Origin of the sequence: Pseudomonas xionganensis (assembly GCF_009763245.1) — a bacterium.
GTDB lineage: Bacteria > Pseudomonadota > Gammaproteobacteria > Pseudomonadales > Pseudomonadaceae > Aquipseudomonas > Aquipseudomonas xionganensis.
Window position 1 is genome coordinate 58,515 of record NZ_WKJZ01000005.1, and the last position, 21,095, is coordinate 79,609.

Consider the following 21,095-nt stretch of genomic DNA (forward strand, 5'->3'; position numbering starts at 1 on the left):
TCGGGTAGCATCCGCTCATTCGTAAAATATAAAGAACAGAGGTTGCAAAATGACGCACACACCCTACCCACAGTCCTACTACGCAGCTTCGGCCAACCCGGCTCCGGCCCGCCCCGAGCTGAACGGTGAGATCGAGACCGATGTGTGCATCATCGGCGCCGGCTACACCGGCCTGTCCACCGCTATTGCCCTGCTGGAAAACGGCTTCAAGGTCAGCATCGTTGAAGCAGCCAAGGTCGGCTTTGGCGCATCCGGGCGCAACGGCGGGCAGATCGTCAACAGCTACAGCCGCGATATCGATGTGATCGAGCGCAGTGTCGGCCCCAAGCAGGCCAAACTGCTCGGTGACATGGCCTTTGAAGGCGGCCGCATTATTCGCGAGCGGATCAAGAAGTACGACATCCAGTGCGACCTGAAAGACGGCGGCGTATTCGCGGCCAACACCGCCAAGCATATGAAGCACCTGGAGTCGCAGAAGAAGCTGTGGGAGCGCTATGGCCACACCCAGCTGGAGCTGATGGACGCCAAGCGCATCCGTGAAGTGGTGGGCACTGATATCTATGCAGGCGGCATGCTGGACATGAGCGGCGGCCATATCCACCCACTCAACCTGGCCCTGGGCGAAGCCGCTGCTGTGGAATCCCTGGGCGGCGTTATTTACGAGCAAAGCCCGGCCACTCGCATCGACCGCGGCGCCAACCCGGTGGTGCACACCCCCAAAGGCCGGATCAAGGCCAAGTTCGTGGTGGTTGCCGGCAACGCCTATCTGGGCAACCTGGTACCGGAACTCTCGGCCAAGTCCATGCCCTGCGGCACCCAGGTGATCACCACCGAGCCATTGTCCGAGGAAATGGCCCGCAGCCTGCTGCCCCAGGACTACTGCGTCGAAGACTGCAACTACCTGCTCGATTACTATCGCCTGTCCGGTGACAACCGCCTGATCTTCGGCGGCGGCGTGGTGTATGGCGCACGTGACCCAGCCAATATCGAGGCCATCATTCGCCCGAAGATGCTCAAGGCCTTCCCTCAGCTCAAGGACGTGAAGATCGATTACGCCTGGACCGGCAACTTCCTGCTGACCCTGTCGCGCCTGCCTCAGGTCGGCCGCCTGGGTGACAACATCTATTATTCCCAGGGCTGCAGCGGCCACGGCGTAACCTATACGCACCTGGCTGGCAAACTGCTGGGTGAAGTGCTGCGCGGACAGGCCGAGCGCTTTGACGCCTTCGCCACCCTGCCCCATTACCCCTTCCCGGGCGGCCGCCTGTTCCAGGTGCCCTTCAGCGCCATGGGCGCCTGGTACTACACCATGCGCGACAAGCTGGGCATATAACCCCATAAACAAAAAACGGCACCCTAGGGTGCCGTTTTTGTTGCTATACCCTTCAAGGGTTACTGGCCAATTCCGCCGGGATAATCCGCTTGGCCTGCAGATAGGTGCGCTGCCAGTACCTGTTGCTGAGGCTGTCCAGTCGCACCGTCCCGCCGGTGGAGGGCGCATGAACGAAACGCCCCTCCCCGACATAGATACCCGCATGACTGACCTGACGCCCGCCATTGGTGGCAAAGAACACCAGGTCACCGCTTTGCAGCGCATCACGCGCCACAGTGGGCTTGCTCATACTGATCAGTTCGCGGGTAGAGCGCGGCAGGCTGATACCCGCAGCATCGCGATAGACATAGCCAATCAGGCCACTGCAATCAAAGCCGCCGTCCGGGGTATTGCCGCCATAGCGATAAGGCGTACCCACCAGCCCCAGGGCGCGAAACAGCACATCACTGGCAGCGGGATTGAACAGAGAGAGAGGGGTTGACTGAGCCGGCGGCGACTCGGGTTGCGGCGCGCGACTGCTGCAGGCGGCCAACATGGCCAGCAGCGCAAGCAGGGAAAAACGGGCGATAACCGTCATGGGCAGAGCCATCCTGAGCGGGAATGCTCCTTACTCTGCCGGCTTGCATACTGCAGCGCAAGCTTTAGCTTTACGGGCCATGGCATTGATATCTATCAAGATAGGCCTGAGCTATAAAGACTCAGACCTCCATAGCGCCTAACGCTCGACCGTCTGCGCCTCATGTGGCGCCAGGGCCAGTGCGCGCTTGGCCTCGATAAAGGTGCGCGACCAGTAACGATCCTCCAGGCTATCGACCCGTACCCCACCGCTGCGGCTGCTGGATGAATGGATAAACTGGTTGTCGCCCATATAGATGCCGGCATGGCTCACGCGATTGCGCCCGGCGGTACTGAAGAACAGCAGATCCCCCGGTTCCAGCTCGTCGCGCGCCACCTTGGGCGCATCGATATTGATCATGTCACGGGAGGAGCGCGGCAGCTGCAGGCCCAGTTCCTCCTTGAACAGATAACCGATAAAACCGCTGCAATCGAAACCCGACTGCACCGAGCTGCCGCCATAGCGATAACGGGTACCCACCAGGGTCAGACCATGATCGAGGATGCTCTCTGCCAGATTCGGCAGTTCATAGTCCTGCTCATCGAGCAGGGTGGCGACCGCTGCATCGTCGGGCTCTTCAACTATTTGCAGGGTTTGCCCGGATTGACTGGGCTGTTCAGTGACAAGCGCAGCAACCGGCTGCGATTGCGGCCCATGAGTGGCGCAGGCGGCCAGAGTCATCAGCAGTGCGAAGGGCACGAGGGGTGCGAGGCATTTGCGCATAAGCACGACCGTGTCGAAAAATTTACAGGCTCGCGACTATGCCCGCAGCGGGATCAATTTGCAAATTCTATTGGGCTAAATGTGACCCACGAGTTTCGGCAAAACATCTAACGCCCGCCCTGGCAGATGGACATCCACCATTTTGCTCAGATCGGTATGGATGGGGTTGATTTCAACGGTAAAGCCACCGGCCTGGCGGGTGCGCAGCAGCGGATCGACTATATAGGGAAAGCTGGCGCTGGTGCCGATGCTGATGACCACTTCGAACCCCTTGTGCAGCTCGTTATAGAGCGCACCGATCGCCGGCTCCGGGAGCATTTCCTCGAACAGCACGACAGGCGGGCGCAACACCCCGCCGCATTTGCGACACAGCGGCGGCAATGGCCGCCCCAGGTGCTCGATCAGTTCCTCATCGATTGCCCCGCAGGATTGGCAATACAGCGGCGCCAGCTCGCCATGGATCTCGATCACCCTGCCCATCGGGCTGCCGGCCGCGCGGTGGTAACCATCGATATTCTGCGTCAACAACCAGCAATCAGGCTTGCGCCGCTGCAGCTCGGCAAGGGCGAAATGGCCAGCGTTGGGCTGAGCGCTCAGACAGGCGCGCCCCAGTTCGGCCAGGTATTTCCAGCACAGCGCCGGATCGCGTTGCAACATGGGCCCGGACAAGGCCGCCTCGATTGGCAAGCCCTCGGCAGTATGGCCGTTATACAGGCCACCCAGACCACGGTAAGTCGGCAAACCTGAATCGGCGGACAGCCCGGCGCCGGTGATCAACAGGATACGCTCAGCCTTCCTGATGACCTGAGCAACCTCACCAATCGCCTCCTGCATTGAGCACCTCCCTGCAGCGCCCGCTCGCCAGTCGAATCATATGTAGGAGCGGGCCATGCCCGCGATGCTTTCAGTTTCGCGGGCATGGCCCGCTCCTACCACGTGAAAATCTCAGTGGTTGACCGTATGGGCCAGCATCACCGACAGCTGGCACAGTGGCCGCCCGCTCTCGGCCTGCCACTGGTTGAACGCCGCCTGCACCGCAGCCAGCTCTTTCAGGCTGGTCGGCGCCTTGTCGATGATCTGCTGAGCCTTGAGGGCGGCGACCATATCGTCGGTGGGCACGAAGCTGTCCTTGCCGACCATGCGCAGAAAACGTGGCGCAGACAGGCCTCCCAGCTGGCAACCGTGCTTGGCCAGGTATTTCCACAGGCCGACTATATCGTTCACCGGCCAGTCAGCGATCAGCGCACCGAAGCTGCCCCTTTCCTTCTGCACATCGAGGATGAACTGGGCATTGCGCGGCACGCTCTTGAGCTTGCCCAGATGGCGAATGATACGGACATTCTGCATCAGGTTCTCCAGACGCTCGGCGCCCATCAGCACGACCTTTTCCGGATCGAAGCCAAAGAACACCTCCTCGAAAGCCGGCCACTTGGCATCCACCAGGCTGTGCTTGAGGCCGGCGCGAAAGATCCGCAGGCTGAGCAACGACAGGTAGCGATCATCGCTGATTGCGCGCAGTTCCTCGGCGCTGCGCGGCTGCGGCAGCATGGCCTCCAGGGCGGCGGCCGAGCCAAAACGGTTCAGACAGTATTCGTGAAGCCACTTGTAGTCGCGCATCAGGCAATCCTTGATCTGCATAACGATGGGTATCGCTGCGCTCAACCCATCCTACGCAAGGGTCACAGATTCATCACATCGACAAAGCGCGGGGTGGCGCTGTCGTCGATTTTCAGGCTCTTGAAGTCGAACAGATTGCCATCGGCCAACTGCGACGGCACCACGTTCTGCAGCGCACGGAACATGATCTCGGTGCGCCCCGGACTCTTGCGCTCCCATTCCTGAAGCATTTCCTTGACCACCTGGCGCTGCAGGTTTTCCTGGGAGCCACACAGATTGCAGGGGATGATGGGGAATTCCTTGAGCGTGCTGTAGGCCTCGATATCGGCCTCGCTGCAATAGGCCAGCGGGCGGATCACCACATTGCGCCCGTCGTCAGACAGCAGCTTGGGCGGCATGGCCTTGAGGGTGCCGCCGTAGAACATATTGAGGAAGAAGGTTTCCAGGATGTCGTCGCGGTGATGCCCCAGGGCCATCTTGGTCGCGCCGATCTCGTCGGCATAGGTGTACAGGGTGCCGCGACGCAGGCGCGAACACAGCGAGCAGGTGGTCTTGCCCTCGGGGATCTTCTCCTTGACCACCGAATAGGTGTCCTTCTCGATGATGTGGTACGGCACACCAATGGATTCCAGATAGGCCGGCAGCACATGCTCGGGGAAGCCGGGCTGCTTCTGGTCCATGTTCACCGCGACGATCTCGAACTGGATCGGTGCCACCTTCTGCAGGTACAGCAGCACATCGAGCATGGTGTAGCTGTCCTTGCCACCGGACAGGCAGACCATGACCTTGTCGCCATCCTCGATCATGTTGAAGTCGGCAATGGCTTCGCCAGCCTGACGGCGCAGGCGTTTTTGCAGTTTGTTCTGGTTGACCGAAAGGGTGCCCATGGTGCGCTGGAATCCGCTAGCTGGAAAAACGCGACATTTTACGCAGAAAGCCCAGAGCGCCCCACCCCAATCACGGCAAAATGCTAGGCTCGGCCGATGAACGACGAACTCGACCCGCGCCAGGACCTGCCCGACCACCTCTATCAGCTGCTCCAGGCGGCGCCTGCCGGGCTGGCCGAGTATCAGTTGATCCAGCAGCTCAAGGCCGGCCACTGCACCCATATCCCCAACCTGCCGCTGGCCGACAAACTGGTGCTGTTTCGCACCCATTTCCTGCTGTTCAACGCCCTCTATCAACTGCGTGACAGGCTCTGGGGCGAACAGCGCGCCTACCTGCAGATCAGCCCTCTGTGCATTCAACTGCTGCCCTACCAGGCAGGCAGCCGCGAGCTCCGCGAACACGACCCGCTGCGCGAGTACTACCTGAACCTCGACCACCTGCGCGATACCGATGAGCGGGATGTGGAGAAGCTGCTGGCCAGCTTCTGGACACGCATGCAGGGCGGTGAAGAAAAGCTCGCGGCACTGGAACTGTTCGAGCTGGCCGATCAGCCGCAAGCGCTCAATCTCGCCACCATCAAGCATCGCTACCGGCAACTGGTAAGCCAACACCACCCCGATCGCGGCGGCAGCACCGCACGCCTGCAATCGATCAACAAAGCGATGGAAATCCTGGAACGCTATTACGGATAGGTTTCAGAGTCCGATTTGCTCTAAGGCCACCCTCCTCCACACCCGGATTCCTTGCCTATACTGCGACATACGGTCGCATAGGTTCGGCCACGTACCCGGTGACGCTGTACACGCGAACCGGGCGCTGCGCTGGGGGGCGACCGCTATAACAAGAGGAGGTGTTTGGCATGATCCATCACGTTTGGGGGCTCTTCACCCATCCCGATCAGGAATGGCAGGAAATCCGTGGCGAGGAAGAAACCATCAGCCACATGTATCTCACCCACGTTCTGTTGCTTGCAGCAATTCCCGCAATTTCGGCCTTTATCGGCACGACCCAGGTGGGCTGGTCGATCGGTGACCGAGCGCCGGTCATGCTCACCGAGGCCAGCGCATTGCAAATGACCATCATGACCTACCTGGCGATGCTCGCCGGCGTGGCGGTGATGGGCGCCTTTATCCACTGGATGGCGCGCACCTATGACGCCAGCCCCAACCTGACCCAGTGCGTGGTGTTCGCCGCCTATACCGCCACACCGCTGTTTATCGGCGGGCTTGCGGCGCTCTACCCACACCTGTGGCTGGCCATGGTAGTGGGCACGGCGGCCATCTGCTACACCGTGTATCTGCTCTATGTCGGCATCCCGACCTTTATGGGCATTCCCGAGGACGAGGGCTTTATGTTCTCCAGTTCGGTACTGGCCGTGGGCCTGGTGGTGCTGGTGGCCATGATCGCCTGCTCGGTGATTCTCTGGGGCTTTGGCGTAGGCCCGGTGTACACCAGCTGACCGGTCAATAAGGAGAAACGAAACCACCTGCGGGTGGTTTCGTCGTTTCAGGGCTGAAGCGCAACACGGGTACGGGCATAATCGCGGGCAAACTCCAGACCGCTGACCGCCATGCCCGAACGACTCTTAAGCCGCGTAGAAGAGTGCTACCAACAAGCCGAACGCTTCTTCAAGCGCGACTTTGCGCGCCCGGAAGTCAGCTTCAAGCTGCGCGGGCAAAAAGCCGGAGTGGCACACCTGACGGAAAACAAACTGCGCTTCAACCCGCAGCTGTACCGGGAAAACCACGAAGACTTTCTCCGCCAGACCGTAGCCCACGAAGTGGCGCACCTGATTGCCCATCAGCTGTTCGGCCTGAAGATCCAGCCCCACGGTGAGGAATGGCAGCTGATCATGCGCGGTGTCTATGAACTGCCGCCCAACCGTTGCCACAGCTATACCGTGCAACGGCGCACCGCCAATCGTTATATCTACCGCTGCAGCTGCCCACAGGGTGAGTTTCCCTTCTCGGCCCAGCGCCACGCCCTGGTCAGCAAGGGACGACGCTACTTCTGCAGGCGCTGCAAGGTGACCTTGAGCTATACCGGCGAACAGCGGGTCGAATCACCCAGCGGGTAGTTAGAGGACGTAACGCAGCACCGCAACAAAGTGCATCAGGCTGCCACCCATGACGAACAGGTGCCAGATGCCATGCCAATGACGGAAGCGGCTGTCATAGGCGAAGAAGATGATGCCCACCGTGTACAGCACCCCGCCGCCGGCCAGCCAGATAAAGCCGTCCCGGCCCAGGGCGGCAATCAATGGTTTGACTGCGATCAGCACAATCCAGCCCATCACGGCATAGATCACGATCGACAGCACCCGCGCCTCGGAACGCGGCTTGATCTCCTGCAGCATGCCGATAATCGCCAGCGCCCAGACGATGCCGAACAGCGTCCAGCCCCACGCCCCTTCGAGGGTCACCAGGCAGAACGGCGTATAACTGCCGGCAATCAACAGATAGATCGACAGGTGGTCGAGCTTGCGCATCAGCACCTTCGCTCGCCCCTGCACGCTGTGATACAGCGTGGAAATGCTGTAGAGCAGCACCAGGGTCAGGCCATAGATCGCCACGCCGATAATCTTGCGCAGCTCGCCATCCAGGCTGGCCAGCACCAGCAGCCATACTGCGCCAGCACAGGCCAGTAGCGCACCGACCAGATGCGTCCAGGCGTTGAAACGTTCCCCGTGATACATAGTTTTTCCATACAGCTCGTTAACGCCAATGCTCAGGCTTATGCCGGAAAAGTCAGCGTTTGACGAGCCCTAGCTATTCGGCGACACGATGTCCAAGGCGGCCCGATCAGACCACTACCCGGGCCGCCTTCAGTTCGGCGATGCGCTCGGGCGCATAGCCCAACTCGGCCAGTACCTCATCGCTATGGGCGCCCAGAGCCGCACCAATATGACGAGGCTCGGGTAATCCTGCAGAAAACTTGATCGGACAGGCGATCTGGCGCTGGGCGGCCTGACCGTCGCGGGGCACCTCGGTGATCAGCTGACGGGCCTTGAGTTGCGGGTGCTCCAGCGCTTCGGACAGTTTCAGCATTGGCTCGACACAGGCATCCAGAGCGGCAAACACCTGGTTCCACTCGGCAAAATCACGTTTCTCGATCTCGATCTCGATCTCGCGCTTGAGTGCACGCTGATCCTCCGGCTTCTGCGACAGGCCGCGGGCAGCCAGTTCCGGGCGGCCCAGGGCCTGGCAGAACTGCTGCATAAACTGTGGCTCCAGACTGCCCACCGACAGCCAGCGGCCATCGCGGGTGCGGTAGTAGTCGTAGAAGCTGCCGCCGTTGAGGGCCTGGTTTTCCATCTCCGGCTCCACCCCGGCCGCCAGGTAACCGGCTCCGGCCATGCCATGCAGGCTGAAGGCGCAGTCGGTCATGCTGATATCCACCTGCTGGCCCTGCCCCGTGGCCTGACGCTGGATCACCGCCGCCAGCAGCCCGATTACTCCATGCAGCGAGCCTCCGGCGATATCCGCCGCCTGAATGCCCAGAGGCAGCGGCCCGGTTTCGCGCCTGCCGGTATAGCTGGCAAGGCCGGCCAGGGCCAGGTAGTTGATGTCGTGCCCGGCGCGATCCTTGTACGGGCCGCTCTGGCCATAACCGGTGATGGAGACGTAGATCAGGCGCGGGTTGATCGCCTTCAGCGCCTCATAGCCCACACCGAGCTTGTCCATGACGCCTGGGCGAAACTGCTCCAGCACGATGTCGTACTCGGCCACCAGTTGCTTGACCAGTTCCACCGCCTCGGGCTTTTTCAGGTCCAGGGCAATGGAGCGCTTGTTGCGGTTGAGATAGGCATGGCTGGCTGAAACGCCGCCATCATGGGGCGGCAGCACGCGCACCAGGTCCATGCGCGATGGCGACTCCACCCGCAGCACCTCGGCGCCCATATCGGCCAACAGCAGGGAGGCAAAGGGCCCCGGCAACAGGGTGGAGAAATCCAGAACTTTCAGTGACGACAGCGGGCCTTGCATAACAGCTCCTTGGGGTAATGGTTAACGCCGATGGGTCTCACGGTGGACAAGCCTGCGGCCTGTCCAGCTACTGTTATTGCCAGTGCAGCGGCTGCCTGGCATCCAGCTCACCCAGCTGGTCGGCAAAACGCGCCTCCAGCACATTGCGGCGTATCTTCATGGTCGGCGTCATGCAGCCGTTATCCACGGTCCAGGCCTCGCGCACCACTACAAAGTGGCTAAGGCGCTCGTGGGCCTCAAGCTTTGCATTGAGCTGCTGCAGGGTCTGGGCCAGATCGGCCGTGACCTGCTCTTGCGACTGCTCCCGGGCCGCAGGCGACAGTTCGATCAACGCCAGGGGCTGATCGAGGTTGCTACCCATCAGGCACACCTGCTCGACCCAGAGGTTCTTGGCGATCTCGCCTTCGATCGGCGCCGGGGCGATGTACTTGCCCTTGCTGGTCTTGAAGATGTCCTTCACCCGCCCGGTGATCTTCAGGTAACCCTCGGCATCCACCTCGCCCTTGTCGCCGGTATGCAGCCAGCCATCGGTGATGGTTTCGGCGGTTTTCTCCGGATCCAGGTAATAGCCCAGCATCAGACTGGGGCAGCGCAGGAGGATTTCACCATTGTCGGCGATGCGCAGCTCGTTTCCCGGCATGGGTTTGCCCACGGTACCGAAGCGCACCTGGCCCGGGCGGTTGAAACAGCCATAGGCCAGGTGCTCGGTCATGCCATAGCCCTCGCAGATGGTGATACCGATGCTCTGGTACCACTCCAGCAAGGCCCGCGGGATGGCTGCCGCGCCGCTGACCAGAATACGCGCGCGGTCCAGGCCCAGGCCCTTGCGGATCTTGCGCGCCACCAGCTTGCCAATCAGCGGAATTCGCAGCAGCCGCGACAATTTGGCCTGGGGCAGCTTTTCCAGCACACCCTGCTGAAAGCGCGTCCACAAACGCGGCACGGAGAAGAATACAGTCGGACGCACATGGCGCAGATCACTGGCAAAGGTTTCCAGGGACTCGACGAAGGCCACCCGCCCGCCGCTGTACAGGGCGTTCATCTCCACCAGAAAGCGCTCGGCGGCATGGGACAGCGGCAGGTAGGAGAAATACTGATCCTGCTCGGTAATCTGCATCTCCCTGACCGACTGGCTACCGGCATAGGCAAAGGCCCCCGCCGAGAGCATCACGCCCTTGGGCTGGCCGGTGGTGCCGGAGGTATAGAGGATGCTGAGCAGCTGCTCGGCTGACTGCCGGTGCACCTCGTGCAGCGGCTGATGCGCCGCCAGCAGCTCGGCCCAGGTGTACTGGGCGGCCATGGTCGGATAGGGCATGGCGATACGCATGACCTCTGCCGGGATACCCGGCGCCAGCTTGTCCGGCTCATCCAGCTTGCCGACAAAGATCGCCTTGCACTGCGAGTGGCGCAGCACATAGTCGATACTCTCGGCCGACTGCAGCGGATACAGCGGCACGCTGACCAGACCGGCGAGCATGATCGCAAGATCGGCGATAAACCACTCGGCGCAGTTCTTCGCCAGCAGCGCGACCCGCTCCCCCGGTGCACAACCCAGGGCCTGCAAGGCGCTGGCCATGCGCCGCGCCTGCTCATCCACCTGGGCCCAGGTGAAGTCATGCCACTGGCCATTCACCGGCTGGCTGAGCCAGACCGCATCCGGGCGTTTCTCGACCCAGAGCGCCAGGCGCTCCAGGGGCAGTTGATCCGTCATCGCAATCCCTCGTTCTTATTGTTTTGCAGACATGAACGTTAGCGTTTGAACAACAACCTTGTACTCGCTCGGATAACACCTGGTCCATTGGGCATTGCACTTTGTAGGAGCCAGCTTGCTGGCGATCCGATCATCGAGAAAGCATCGCCAGCAAGCTGGCTCCTACAGTATTAAAACCCTGGTGCTCAGAGCTTCATGCCCCGGCTGATGATTTCCTTCATGATCTCAGAGGTGCCGGCGAAGATGCGCTGGATGCGCGCGTTCGCGTACATCTTGCAGATCGGGTACTCCCACATATAACCCCAGCCGCCATGCAGCTGCACGCCCTCGTCCACCACCTTGCACAACAGCTCGGTGGTAAACAGCTTGGCCTCGGCGGCCACTTCCGGGGTGAGCTTCTTCTGGTTGTGATCCAGCACGCAGCGGTCGACGAAGACCTGGGCCACATCGATCTGGGTGCGCATCTCGGCGAGCTTGAAGCGGGTGTTCTGAAAGTGCGAGATCGGCCGGTCGAAGGCCTTGCGCTCGCGCACATACTCGATGGTGGTCTGCAGCGCTGCTTCGGCGCCGGCCACCGCGCCACAGGCGTTGGTCAGGCGTTCCTGGGCGAGCATGTTCATCAGGTAGAAGAAACCGCCCTTGGCATCGCCCAGCAGGTTTTCCTTGGGCACCTTGACGTTATTGAAGAACAGCTCGGCAGTGTCCTGGCTCTTCATGCCAAGCTTTTCCAGGTTCTTGCCACGCTCGAAACCTGGCATGCCGCGTTCCACCAGAAACAGACCCATGGCGTGTTTGTTATTGGGGTCGGTCTTGGCCGCGACTATCACCACATCGGCCAGCAGGCCGTTGGAGATAAACACCTTGGAGCCGTTCAGCTCAAAATGGTCGCCCTTGTCCACCGCTGTGGTGCGCATGCCGGCCAGATCCGAGCCGGCGCCCGGTTCGGTCATGGCCACCGCGAGAATCAGCTCGCCGCTGATAATGCCCGGCATAAAGCGCGCTTTTTGCTCCGCGTTGCCATACTCGGCGATATAGGGGCCGCACAGCGCCGAGTGCAGCGGCAGCATAAAGCCCGGCTCGTTGATCCTGGCCAGCTCCTCGCACATGATCTGCTCGTAGCGGAAGTCCTTGAGCCCGGCGCCGCCGTACTCCTCATCCGCCCAGGGCAACAGAAAGCCCATGTCACCGGCCTTCTTCCACACCTCGCGGCTGACCACCCCGGCCGCCTCCCATTCGTCCTGATACGGCACCACCTCTTTCTTCAGAAAGGCGGCAAAGGCGTCGCGGAACATGTTGTGCTCGGTATCGAAGAGTGTGCGCTGCATGGGGGCTTCCCTGTTGTGAGGTCGTGCTGCAGGTTAGGCCCCGCATGGCTGCCGCCTCAATGACCCATGCGCTCAGGCTCGATTGACCCAATCGCTCGGCTGGCTTGTCCTCAGCGGTGCACGCCGCCTACCATCGGCCGATCAACCAGGAGTCGTTATGCGCGAACGCACCATCGCCAGCCATTTTGTCCGCGCCGCCCTGCGCGGTGCCGAGCGCCAGGGCCATGACGCGACCCCGCTACTGCGCCAGCTGGGGATCCAACCGGCGCTACTGGATGAACCCCGGGCGCGCATCGCCCCCGAGCAGTTCGCCCGCCTGATGCAACTGCTGTGGGAAACCCTGGACGACGAATACCTGGGCTTTGGTCGCCTGCCGAGCAAGCGCGGCACCTTCGCCATGATGGGACATGCCATCATCCATTGCCGCACCCTGGAGCGCGCCCTGAGCCGTGGCGCGCTGTTCTACAGCCTGTTCCCCGAGGCACCGAGTATCAGCCTGGAACGGGAAGGTGACTGGGCGCGCCTGAGCGTGGATGACTCGACCCTGTGGGACCCGGATCACTTTCTGGTGGAGAGCCTGCTGGTGATCTGGCATCGCCTGGGCAGCTGGCTGATCGGCCAGCGCATCCGCCTGGAGGAAGCCACCTTCACCTACCCGCAGCCGGTCCATGTGGGCGAATACGAGCTGTTGTTTCCCTGCCCCCGGCGCTTCTCGGCCGGGCGCACCAGCCTGCTGTTCCACGCCCGCTACCTGGCCATGCCGCTGCTGCAGGACGAACGCACCCTCAAGCAATTCCTCCAGCACTCCCCCGCCGACCTGCTGGCCCGCCCGGATGGTGGCGACAGCCTGATCAGCCAGATCCGCCGCCTGCTCGGCCGTGACTGTCGCAACTGGCCGGATCTGGAGGCGGTGGCGCAGCAGCTGCATATCAGCCCCCAGACCCTGCGCCGCCATCTACGCGAAGAAGGCTCAAGCTTTCAGGAGCTGAAGGATCATCTGCGCCGCGACCTGGCCATCTACCACCTGGGCCGCGATGAGCTGGCCATTCAGAATATTGCCGAACAGCTGGGCTTCTCCGAGCCCTCGGCCTTTCACCGGGCGTTCAAGAAATGGACGGGGCTGACGCCTGGGGCCTACCGGGCGCAGGAGGGATAGAGCCCCTAGCCTGGATCGAGCGCGACGATCGCCATCAGCTCGCCCTGGCGGAAGACGCTGCGCGGTTGCCCACCCTGCCATGCAAGGGCGTTGCCTTGGCTGAAGCGGCTTATAGCCCCAGGGAGCGCGCCGCGCGCCCGTCAGTCTCATAATCCTTGAGCCACTGTTTGAGCTCATGGATCGGCTTGGGCTTGCACAGCCAGAAGCCCTGGAGCAGGTCGCACCCCTTGGCCTTCAGGCGCTCGGCCGTTTCGGCATCTTCAATCCCCTCCACCACGACCCGGTAACCGAGGCTGCGCGCCATCTGGATGGCGGTGGAGACGATCACGTCGGCGCTTTCACTGATGCAGATATCCTCGATCAGCGAGCGATCCAGCTTCAGCTCCGAAGCCGGCAGTTGCTTGAGGTAGGACAGCGAGGAGTAGCCGCTGCCAAAATCATCGATGGAAATCTGGTAGCCCTGCTCAGCCAGGACATTCAGCGCCTTCAGACTGCGGGCGGGGTCGCGCATGGCGGCGGTTTCGGTGATTTCCAGGGTTAGCGCGTGTGCCTGCAGACCGTTGTCCTGCAAGGCCAGGTCCAGCGCATCCTTGAGCTCGCTGGACTCCAGATCGCGGGCGGAAATATTGATGGCGACACTCAACCGCTGGCGTTCGTTGTGCAGGTCAGCCAGATCGCTGGTGGCCTGGCCGATCACCCAGCGGGTCAGCTGGGTGATCACGCCTGTCTCTTCGGCCAGGGGGATGAAATCGGCCGGATTTACCCAACCGCGCTCGGCATGGTGCCAGCGGATCAAGGCCTCTACCCCGACAATCTGTCCGCTTTCGAGGTCCTGCTTGGGCTGGTAGTAGAGCATCATCTGATTCTGCTGCAGGGCATTGCGCAGATCCGCCATCAGCGTCAGCCGGCTCTCGTTGTAAATATCGTACTTGGGCGAATAGACGCCGGTTTCGTTACCGCCCCGGGGCGCGATTTCCATGCCCACGTGGGCATTGCGGATCAGCTCGGCAGCCGATCGACCGTGTTCGGGGTAACTGGCCGCGCCAAAGCGGGGGTGCAGCTCGATTGCCAGGTGATCCAGCCATATGGGCTCGGCCAGGCGCCTGAGGGCAATATTCAGAGCCGAGAAATCGCTGCCCGCCTTGTCCACATCAACCAGCAGGCAGAAACAGTCCCCGGACAGGTGATAAACACGCTCCTCGCGGCCTTGGTCGTCACGAATGCTGTGCACAAAGGGCAACGCGGCGGCCAGCTCGACCATTTGCTCGGCCACACGCTTCATGATCCATTCACTCCTGGCCAGCCCCAGGGTGCGGTTGATTTCATCCAGACGCGAGATCCGCGCCAGCCCCACCATGTATCGGCGCTCGGGCGCCTGTTGCAGTTGCTGCTCCACCATCCACTCGAACCGGTTGCGGTTGGGCAGCCCGGTCACGGGGTCGTGGGTCAGCGCCTCGGTAAGCAGGTGCTGCGCGATATTGCGCGATTGCGCCTCCTTGAGGCTGGCGGCCTGGGCGCTGATCTTGTCTTCGCGCTCTCGGTAAAGTCGATCCGCCAGGGCCAGGGTCAGAATAAAGGCCTCCAGTCCGGAGCCTATCTGCATGGCGTGCTCGGTAAAAAAGCTCTCGGGAAAGACCCCGAGCGCCCTGCCGGCCGTTGCCAGCACCCCGATCGTCAGCGGCGACCAGGCCAGGGTAAAGAAGGCCCCGGAACGCTCCCCCGCCATCCAGACCACGGGCCCGGCCACCAGCAGCAGGGAAAAGAACAGCAGCGCGGAAAACGAGGCCAGCTGGATACCCAGGTGATAGTCGAGAAACGGCGCCGAGCACAGGTACAGCAGCTCAAACACCATCATGCCGATCAGCACTTTATCCAGCCGCGGGCTGTTGACTCGGGTATTCAGAAACTCCCGGCAGAACAACAGGGAAAACAGCGCCAGGCCGGGGATCGACACCAGCAGCGCCTTGGCGTGCAGGAGTGGCGCCTGGGGATAGAGGTGCTGAAAACTGAAACCTTTGATGGAGGCGAAAAACAGCAAATAGCCAAACAGCGCGAGGGCGTAGTAGAGGTACAGCTTCTCGCGCAGGCTCAGGTACACCGCCAGGTTGATCAGGATGATGACAAAAATGCAGCCGTAGTAGAAAAAATGCAGCTTCAGCTCATAGGCGGCGCTTTCAAAAAACGCCTGCTCGCGCCAGACCCGCAGCGGCACGATCATGGAGCCGGCGGTGGCGACCCGGACAAACACGGTCTGCGTTTCTTCCGGCGCCAGGGACAGGCGCAACAGCATGCTCGGATGGTCCACGTCACGCGGATAAAAAGGCCGGCCGTCACCGGTTTTCAGTTCCTTGATTCGGGCGCCATCGGCATAGAGGTAAAACACCACATCGTCCAACTGGGAGTAGCCCAGTTCGGCAATCAGGTTGAGGTTGAACGAAGTCTGGTTGCGCAGGGCAAAGCGCAACCAGTACGCCGACGGTGTGATACCGAAGGTGGCGCTGCCATTGCCAACCAGGGACCAGTGTTCCTCGGGCAGGACGGCCACCTGATCAATCAGCGCGTGGCCTGAGGTGTCTTCCCAGAACTGGAAGTGGGTCTGGATATCTGCCGCTGGTGTGATCGCTATCGGATCGGGTTGAGCCAAAGCCCTGAGACTCAGACAGGCAACTATAACAGCGACCAGGATGCTTAAAGCCCGGTTCAGATGCACGGATGATGTCTCCGTTTGCGGCCAGTGACTGGCACTTTATTTTTTCTTATTGCTCGCAGTGTAGTCCTTTGCGGCCTCAAGAGAAGCCAAGTGCAGGCATATCTATGTAGCGATTTGTATGATCTGCGCCCAGGGCGATCCATGGCCAGGCTCAGGCCGCAAACCAGCGCATCGATAGACGGACACGAGATATCTCCCAGCTGGCCTACAGCTTGCGCACGCTCATTGCGGCCAGAACGAACAGCACTGCCAGCACCGCCAGCAGCGGCAACCAACCGGCGTGTTCCCAGATATAGCCGGCGACGTAGCCAATTACGCTGGAGCCCAGGTAATAGGCGCACAGGTACAGCGCCGAGGCCTGCGCCTTGGCGCCATGCGCGCGCTGCCCCACCTGACCGCTGGCCACCGCATGGGCGGCAAAGAAGCCCAGGGTAAACAAGGCCAGTCCCGTCACCGCCGCACTCAACCAGGGCGTGGTACAGAGCGCCACACCCAGCAGCATGATGGCAATGCCGCCCAGCATCACCTGGCGCGCGCCCAAGCGGGGCACCAGTCGCCCCGCCCAGCCGGCGCTGACGATGCCCAGCAGATAGACCGTAAACAACAGACCGATGAGGCTGGAAGACAGGCTGAATGGCGCCGCCGCCAGGCGAAAACCGACATAGTTGAACAAGGCTACAAAGCCCCCCATCAGCAGAAACGCCAGGAGGAACAGACGGCGCAATTCACCGTTACCCAGGTGCAGGGCAAAGTTACGCAGCAGCCCGCGTAGCGACAACGACTGTGCCTGGAAATGCCGCGATGGCGGCAACAGCCAGATAAACAGCCCCAGCGCCAGCACCCCCATAGCGGCGACTCCGGCCAGGGCCAGCGGCCAGCCGCCGAGATCACTGAGCAAACCGGCGAGCAGTCGCCCCAGCAGGCCACCCAGTGCGGTGCCGCCGATATACAGGCCCATCGCCGCCGGCAAGGCTTCGGGGTCGAACTCCTCACCGACATAGGCCATGGCCAGGGCCGGCAAACCGCTCAGAGCCAGGCCGAGCAAGGCGCGCAGCCAGAGCAGATGGTCCCAGCTGTCGACCAGCGCACAGGCCCCGCCGAGCAGCGACGCCAAACCCAGGGCTGCCGTCATCACCGGCTTGCGCCCCCAGCTCTCGGCTAGCGCGCCGGCTACCAGCAGACAAACGGCCAGGCTCAGGGTGGTCAGCGATAACGCCAGGCTGCTGTCGGCCGCCGATACGGAAAAATGTGCGGCCAACAACGGCAACAACGGCTGCACGCAGTAGAGCAAGGCAAAGGTGGCAAACCCGGCGCAGAACAGCGCCAGCGTGGCGCGGCGATAAGCGCTGCTGCCACGGTGCAAATGGGTTGAAGCAGTGTTGGCGGGCATCAGTGCTCTCGGAAAAACAGCTCTGGAACGGCTGTCTGGGCAGGTTAGCACGGCACCAGGCCCATGGTTTTGCGTGCGCGGCACAGAGGCTTTGCCCGATCAGTCATGCCCTCTTATCGGTTTGCCCCTGCAGATTTCCGGGTCTAGGCTGATCCGGGTAGAGCAATGGAGCGCGTCCCATGTCTGCCGAACACAACGCCCCCAGGACAAAGGCCAAGGAAACCCGCCTGTTTCTGTTTCTGGTGATCTGCTTTTTCCCCCTTCTGTCTGTAGCCCTGGTCGGTGGTTACGGCTTCCTGATCTGGTTTATGCAGATGCTCCTGGGCCCACCCGGCCCACCCAGCTGACCCTCTCCCCTGTCCCGCAACCACTCTGGAGCCAAGGAATATGGCCGAAGCCCTGCATATCGCCAGCCTGCTGGTACACGTTCGCCCGGAGTTGCTCGACGCGGTGAAGGCCAATCTGCGCCTGCTGGACGGGCTGGAACTGCACCAGGAAAGCCCCCTGGGCAAGCTGGTGGTGGTGCTGGAAACCGAGCATGAGCGGCAGATACTCGAACGTATCGAACAGATCAACCAGCTACCTGGCGTGCTCAATGCCGCCCTGGTTTATCACGAAGTGCTGAGCCCAGAAGGAGCTGCACAATGAAGCTGACTCGCCGCCAATTCGCCAAAGCCAATGCTGCAGCCATCGCCGCCGCGGCGGCTGGCCTGCCCATCGCCACCAGCGCCAGCAACCTGATCACCGAGGCGGACCTGACCAACCTCAATTGGAACAAGGCGCCCTGCCGTTTCTGCGGCACGGGTTGCAGCGTGATGGTGGCGACCCGGGACAACCGGGTGGTGGCCACCCACGGCGACGTCAAGGCCGAGGTCAATCGCGGCCTGAACTGCGTCAAGGGCTACTTTCTGTCGAAAATCATGTATGGCGTCGACCGCCTGACCCAGCCGCTGCTGCGGATGAAGAACGGCGCCTACGACAAGCAGGGCGAGTTCCAGCCGGTCAGCTGGGATCAGGCCTTCGACATCATGGCCCTAAAGATCAAGGAAGCGATGCGCGAACAGGGCCCCGAGGCCGTGGGCATGTTCGGCTCCGGGCAGTGGACGGTGTGGGAAGGCTATGCGGCCAACAAGCTGATGAAGGCGGGCCTGCGCAGCAACAATATCGACCCCAATGCCCGCCACTGTATGGCTTCGGCGGTGATGGGATTTATGCGCACCTTCGGCATGGATGAGCCCATGGGCTGCTATGACGATATCGAAGCCGCCGACGCCTTCGTGCTGTGGGGCTCGAATATGGCCGAGATGCACCCCATCCTCTGGAGCCGGGTCACCGATCGGCGTCTGAGCTACCCCCACGTCAAGGTAGCGGTGCTGTCCACCTTCGAGCATCGCAGCTTCGAGCTGGCCGATATGCCGATGATCTTCAAGCCGCAAAGCGACCTGATGATCCTCAACTACATCGCCAACCACATCATCGAATCCGGCGCGGTCAACCAGGATTTCGTGCGCAAGCACACCAAGTTCGCCCTGGGCGCCGACGATATCGGCTACGGCCTGCGCGGCGATCATCCGCTGGAAATGCAAGCCAAGAACGCAGACAAGGCCAATACCTGGACGGATATGTCCTTCGAGGCCTTCGCCGCCTTCGTCAAACCCTACACCCTGGAGCGCACCGCCACGGAAACCGGGGTGCCGGCCGAACGGCTCAAGGCCCTGGCCGAGCTGTATGCCGACCCCAAGCGCAAGGTCATGTCGTTCTGGACCATGGGTTTCAACCAGCACACCCGCGGGGTGTGGGCCAACAACCTGATCTACAACATCCATCTGCTCACCGGCAAGATCAGCGAACCGGGCAACAGCCCCTTCTCCCTGACCGGGCAACCCTCGGCCTGCGGCACTGCCCGGGAAGTCGGCACCTTCTCCCACCGCCTGCCGGCCGACATGCTGGTGGCCAACCCCAAGCACCGGGCAACCGCGGAAAAGATCTGGAAACTGCCCCCCGGCACCATTCAGGAAAAGCCCGGCTTCCATGCGGTGCAGCAGAGCCGCATGCTCAAGGATGGGGTGCTGAGGTTCTACTGGACCCAGGCCAGCAACAATATGCAGGCCGGCCCCAATATCATGCAGGAGATTCTTCCCGGCTGGCGCAACCCCCAGACCTTTGTCGTGGTGTCCGACGTTTACCCCACGGTGTCGGCCCAGGCCGCCGACCTGATCCTGCCCAGCGCCATGTGGGTGGAAAAGGAAGGCGCCTACGGCAACGCCGAACGCCGCACCCAGTTCTGGCATCAGCTGGTCAAGGCGCCGGGGGAGGCCAAATCCGACTTGTGGCAACTGGTGGAACTGTCCAAGCGCTTCACCACCGATGAGGTCTGGCCGGCCGAGCTGCTGGCCAAGGCGTCCGCCTACAAGGGCAAGACCCTTTACCAGGTGCTGTTCGCCAATGGTCAGGTCGACCAGTTCCCGGTCGAGCAGATCGAGGCCGGTCATCTCAACGATGAAGCAACAGCCTTCGGCTTCTACCTGCAGAAGGGCCTGTTCGAGGAGTACGCCCAGTTTGGTCGCGGCCATGCCCACGACCTGGCCCCCTTCGAGACCTACCACACCGCGCGCGGCCTGCGCTGGCCGGTGGTGGACGGCAATGAAACCCGCTGGCGCTACCGCGAAGGCCTCGACCCCTATGTGGAGAAAGGCAGCGGCGTGCAGTTCTATGGCCATGCCGACAAGAAGGCAATCATCTTCGCCCTGCCCTATGAGCCGGCTGCAGAAGCGCCGGATGCCGACTACCCGTTCTGGCTCAGCACCGGCCGCGTGCTGGAGCACTGGCACACCGGCAGCATGACCCAGCGAGTCGAGGAACTGCATGGAGCGGTTCCCGATGCCCTGGTCTATATGCACCCGGACGATGCCAGTGCCCTCAAGGCCCGGCGTGGCAGCGAAGTGAAGATCATCAGCCGGCGCGGCGAGATGCGCGCCCGCATCGAAACCCGTGGGCGCAACAAGCCGCCCCAGGGCCTGGTGTTCGTGCCCTTCTTCGATGCCAACAAGCTGATCAACAAGGTCACCCTGGACGCCACCGATCCGATCTCCAAACAGACCGACTACAAGAAGTGTGCGGTGAAGATCGAACTGATCAGCCTGGCCTGAGGAGCGCTGCCATGAAGCTTTCTGTCCTGCCCCTGTTACTGCTTGGCGTGTTCGGTCTGGCCGTGGCCACCGATTACCCCCTGGACGCCCCGGCCCCGGATGGCCGCCGCGCTGGCGGCACCATCAGCCAGAGCCTGCCGACGCCCGCCATCGCCAACGAGGAAAACAAGGACCTCAAGCGCGAACGCAACTACCCGGAACAACCCCCCACCATTCCCCACAGCATCAGTGGCTATCAGGTCGATGCCAACGGCAATAAGTGCCTGACCTGCCACAGCCGCGCCGGCAGCGCCCGCAGCCAGGCGCCGATGATCAGCATCACCCATTACATGGATCGCGACGGCCAGCCCCTGGCTGCCGTGGCGCCACTGCGCTACTTCTGCACCCAGTGCCACGTGTCGCAGCATGAGGTCAAACCCCTGGTGGAGAACGACTTCCAGAACATCGACCAGTTGCTGCAAGGCGAAGCCGCCAATGCGGCCAAGCCCTGAGGA

At 62.0% G+C, this 21,095-nt stretch carries 20 protein-coding genes; 9 read left to right on the forward strand and 11 right to left on the reverse strand.

All coding sequences use genetic code 11. From position 1 onward, the window contains the following. Window positions 1–49 precede the first annotated feature (49 nt). Window positions 50–1,333, forward strand: a complete 1,284-nt coding sequence (locus tag GJV18_RS18060) for an NAD(P)/FAD-dependent oxidoreductase (RefSeq protein WP_160347880.1) — start codon at window positions 50–52, stop codon at window positions 1,331–1,333. A 52-nt stretch (window positions 1,334–1,385) separates the two neighbouring features. Here the strand turns inward: GJV18_RS18060 and GJV18_RS18065 are convergent, their stop codons facing one another. The 5 genes from GJV18_RS18065 to ttcA all read right to left on the reverse strand — a co-directional run bounded on the left by GJV18_RS18065 (window position 1,386) and on the right by ttcA (window position 5,176). Then, entirely contained in the window at window positions 1,386–1,910 is a 525-nt protein-coding gene (locus GJV18_RS18065) for a C40 family peptidase (RefSeq protein WP_160347881.1), read from the reverse strand. Between the two features lie 138 nt (window positions 1,911–2,048). Next, window positions 2,049–2,672 (reverse strand): C40 family peptidase, encoded by a 624-nt coding sequence (locus tag GJV18_RS18070; RefSeq protein WP_160347882.1) that lies wholly within the window; start codon window positions 2,670–2,672, stop codon window positions 2,049–2,051. A 75-nt stretch (window positions 2,673–2,747) separates the two neighbouring features. Then, on the reverse strand, window positions 2,748–3,506 hold the full coding sequence (locus tag GJV18_RS18075) for an NAD-dependent deacylase (RefSeq protein WP_160347883.1): 759 nt from the start codon (window positions 3,504–3,506) through the stop codon (window positions 2,748–2,750). A 111-nt stretch (window positions 3,507–3,617) separates the two neighbouring features. Next, window positions 3,618–4,289 carry a DNA-3-methyladenine glycosylase I gene (locus GJV18_RS18080; RefSeq protein WP_160347884.1) on the reverse strand — a complete coding sequence of 224 codons (672 nt, stop codon included), beginning with the start codon at window positions 4,287–4,289 and terminating at the stop codon, window positions 3,618–3,620. Window positions 4,290–4,351: 62 nt separating this feature from the next. Then, window positions 4,352–5,176 carry a tRNA 2-thiocytidine(32) synthetase TtcA gene (ttcA, locus tag GJV18_RS18085; protein WP_160347885.1) on the reverse strand — a complete coding sequence of 275 codons (825 nt, stop codon included), beginning with the start codon at window positions 5,174–5,176 and terminating at the stop codon, window positions 4,352–4,354. 96 nt (window positions 5,177–5,272) lie between these two features. Here ttcA and GJV18_RS18090 point away from each other — a divergent pair, with 96 nt between their 5' ends. From GJV18_RS18090 to GJV18_RS18100, 3 genes are all read left to right on the forward strand, one after another. Beyond that, window positions 5,273–5,869: a DNA-J related domain-containing protein gene (locus tag GJV18_RS18090; protein ID WP_160347886.1), complete on the forward strand. Its 597-nt coding sequence runs from the start codon at window positions 5,273–5,275 to the stop codon at window positions 5,867–5,869. A gap of 167 nt (window positions 5,870–6,036) precedes the next feature. Then, window positions 6,037–6,636: a Yip1 family protein gene (locus tag GJV18_RS18095; RefSeq protein WP_160347887.1), complete on the forward strand. Its 600-nt coding sequence runs from the start codon at window positions 6,037–6,039 to the stop codon at window positions 6,634–6,636. A 102-nt stretch (window positions 6,637–6,738) separates the two neighbouring features. After that, on the forward strand, window positions 6,739–7,254 hold the full coding sequence (locus GJV18_RS18100; protein WP_267904586.1) for a SprT family zinc-dependent metalloprotease: 516 nt from the start codon (window positions 6,739–6,741) through the stop codon (window positions 7,252–7,254). Here the strand turns inward: GJV18_RS18100 and trhA are convergent, their stop codons facing one another. The 4 genes from trhA to GJV18_RS18120 form a co-directional block, all read right to left on the reverse strand. After that, window positions 7,255–7,872: a PAQR family membrane homeostasis protein TrhA gene (gene trhA, locus GJV18_RS18105; RefSeq protein ID WP_160347889.1), complete on the reverse strand. Its 618-nt coding sequence runs from the start codon at window positions 7,870–7,872 to the stop codon at window positions 7,255–7,257. A gap of 106 nt (window positions 7,873–7,978) precedes the next feature. Beyond that, window positions 7,979–9,160: a CaiB/BaiF CoA transferase family protein gene (locus GJV18_RS18110; protein ID WP_160347890.1), complete on the reverse strand. Its 1,182-nt coding sequence runs from the start codon at window positions 9,158–9,160 to the stop codon at window positions 7,979–7,981. Window positions 9,161–9,233: 73 nt separating this feature from the next. Further along, the gene (locus tag GJV18_RS18115) at window positions 9,234–10,871 is read right to left on the reverse strand and encodes an AMP-binding protein (RefSeq protein WP_160347891.1); all 1,638 of its coding nucleotides are present in this window, start codon (window positions 10,869–10,871) and stop codon (window positions 9,234–9,236) included. 185 nt (window positions 10,872–11,056) lie between these two features. Beyond that, a complete protein-coding gene (locus GJV18_RS18120; protein WP_160347892.1) occupies window positions 11,057–12,196 on the reverse strand; it encodes an acyl-CoA dehydrogenase family protein in 1,140 nt (379 codons plus the stop codon). A gap of 157 nt (window positions 12,197–12,353) precedes the next feature. On the opposite strand from GJV18_RS18120, the gene GJV18_RS18125 reads away from it, so the two are divergent. Next, window positions 12,354–13,352: an AraC family transcriptional regulator gene (locus GJV18_RS18125; protein WP_160347893.1), complete on the forward strand. Its 999-nt coding sequence runs from the start codon at window positions 12,354–12,356 to the stop codon at window positions 13,350–13,352. 109 nt (window positions 13,353–13,461) lie between these two features. Here GJV18_RS18125 and GJV18_RS18130 read toward each other — a convergent pair whose 3' ends face one another. After that, window positions 13,462–15,996, reverse strand: coding sequence for an EAL domain-containing protein (locus tag GJV18_RS18130; RefSeq protein WP_218572191.1), 2,535 nt, complete (start codon window positions 15,994–15,996; stop codon window positions 13,462–13,464). A gap of 271 nt (window positions 15,997–16,267) precedes the next feature. Continuing rightward, the gene (locus GJV18_RS18135; RefSeq protein ID WP_160347895.1) at window positions 16,268–17,452 is read right to left on the reverse strand and encodes an MFS transporter; all 1,185 of its coding nucleotides are present in this window, start codon (window positions 17,450–17,452) and stop codon (window positions 16,268–16,270) included. A 179-nt stretch (window positions 17,453–17,631) separates the two neighbouring features. Here GJV18_RS18135 and GJV18_RS18140 point away from each other — a divergent pair, with 179 nt between their 5' ends. Genes GJV18_RS18140 through GJV18_RS18155 form a run of 4 tightly spaced genes read left to right on the forward strand, consistent with a single transcriptional unit; the run spans window position 17,632 to window position 21,092 of the window. After that, window positions 17,632–17,799 (forward strand): periplasmic nitrate reductase, NapE protein, encoded by a 168-nt coding sequence (locus tag GJV18_RS18140; protein ID WP_160347896.1) that lies wholly within the window; start codon window positions 17,632–17,634, stop codon window positions 17,797–17,799. Between the two features lie 40 nt (window positions 17,800–17,839). Beyond that, a complete protein-coding gene (locus GJV18_RS18145; protein WP_160347897.1) occupies window positions 17,840–18,100 on the forward strand; it encodes a chaperone NapD in 261 nt (86 codons plus the stop codon). After that, the gene (gene napA / locus GJV18_RS18150; protein ID WP_160347898.1) at window positions 18,097–20,601 is read left to right on the forward strand and encodes a nitrate reductase catalytic subunit NapA; all 2,505 of its coding nucleotides are present in this window, start codon (window positions 18,097–18,099) and stop codon (window positions 20,599–20,601) included. Before GJV18_RS18145 ends, napA begins: the two co-directional genes overlap by 4 nt. Window positions 20,602–20,612: 11 nt before the next feature. Next, window positions 20,613–21,092, forward strand: coding sequence for a nitrate reductase cytochrome c-type subunit (locus GJV18_RS18155; protein ID WP_160347899.1), 480 nt, complete (start codon window positions 20,613–20,615; stop codon window positions 21,090–21,092). Window positions 21,093–21,095: the final 3 nt, after the last annotated feature.

Bases quoted from the DNA above. Each gene is read 5' to 3' on its own strand.
- GJV18_RS18060 (WP_160347880.1), top strand. From the start codon at position 50: ATGACGCACACACCCTACCCACAGTCCTACTACGCAGCTTCGGCCAAC.
- GJV18_RS18065 (WP_160347881.1), bottom strand. From the start codon at position 1,910: ATGACGGTTATCGCCCGTTTTTCCCTGCTTGCGCTGCTGGCCATGTTG.
- GJV18_RS18070 (WP_160347882.1), bottom strand. From the start codon at position 2,672: ATGCGCAAATGCCTCGCACCCCTCGTGCCCTTCGCACTGCTGATGACT.
- GJV18_RS18075 (WP_160347883.1), bottom strand. From the start codon at position 3,506: ATGCAGGAGGCGATTGGTGAGGTTGCTCAGGTCATCAGGAAGGCTGAG.
- GJV18_RS18080 (WP_160347884.1), bottom strand. From the start codon at position 4,289: ATGCGCGACTACAAGTGGCTTCACGAATACTGTCTGAACCGTTTTGGC.
- ttcA (WP_160347885.1), bottom strand. From the start codon at position 5,176: ATGGGCACCCTTTCGGTCAACCAGAACAAACTGCAAAAACGCCTGCGC.
- GJV18_RS18090 (WP_160347886.1), top strand. From the start codon at position 5,273: ATGAACGACGAACTCGACCCGCGCCAGGACCTGCCCGACCACCTCTAT.
- GJV18_RS18095 (WP_160347887.1), top strand. From the start codon at position 6,037: ATGATCCATCACGTTTGGGGGCTCTTCACCCATCCCGATCAGGAATGG.
- trhA (WP_160347889.1), bottom strand. From the start codon at position 7,872: ATGTATCACGGGGAACGTTTCAACGCCTGGACGCATCTGGTCGGTGCG.
- GJV18_RS18110 (WP_160347890.1), bottom strand. From the start codon at position 9,160: ATGCAAGGCCCGCTGTCGTCACTGAAAGTTCTGGATTTCTCCACCCTG.
- GJV18_RS18115 (WP_160347891.1), bottom strand. From the start codon at position 10,871: ATGACGGATCAACTGCCCCTGGAGCGCCTGGCGCTCTGGGTCGAGAAA.
- GJV18_RS18120 (WP_160347892.1), bottom strand. From the start codon at position 12,196: ATGCAGCGCACACTCTTCGATACCGAGCACAACATGTTCCGCGACGCC.
- GJV18_RS18125 (WP_160347893.1), top strand. From the start codon at position 12,354: ATGCGCGAACGCACCATCGCCAGCCATTTTGTCCGCGCCGCCCTGCGC.
- GJV18_RS18135 (WP_160347895.1), bottom strand. From the start codon at position 17,452: ATGCCCGCCAACACTGCTTCAACCCATTTGCACCGTGGCAGCAGCGCT.
- GJV18_RS18140 (WP_160347896.1), top strand. From the start codon at position 17,632: ATGTCTGCCGAACACAACGCCCCCAGGACAAAGGCCAAGGAAACCCGC.
- GJV18_RS18145 (WP_160347897.1), top strand. From the start codon at position 17,840: ATGGCCGAAGCCCTGCATATCGCCAGCCTGCTGGTACACGTTCGCCCG.
- napA (WP_160347898.1), top strand. From the start codon at position 18,097: ATGAAGCTGACTCGCCGCCAATTCGCCAAAGCCAATGCTGCAGCCATC.
- GJV18_RS18155 (WP_160347899.1), top strand. From the start codon at position 20,613: ATGAAGCTTTCTGTCCTGCCCCTGTTACTGCTTGGCGTGTTCGGTCTG.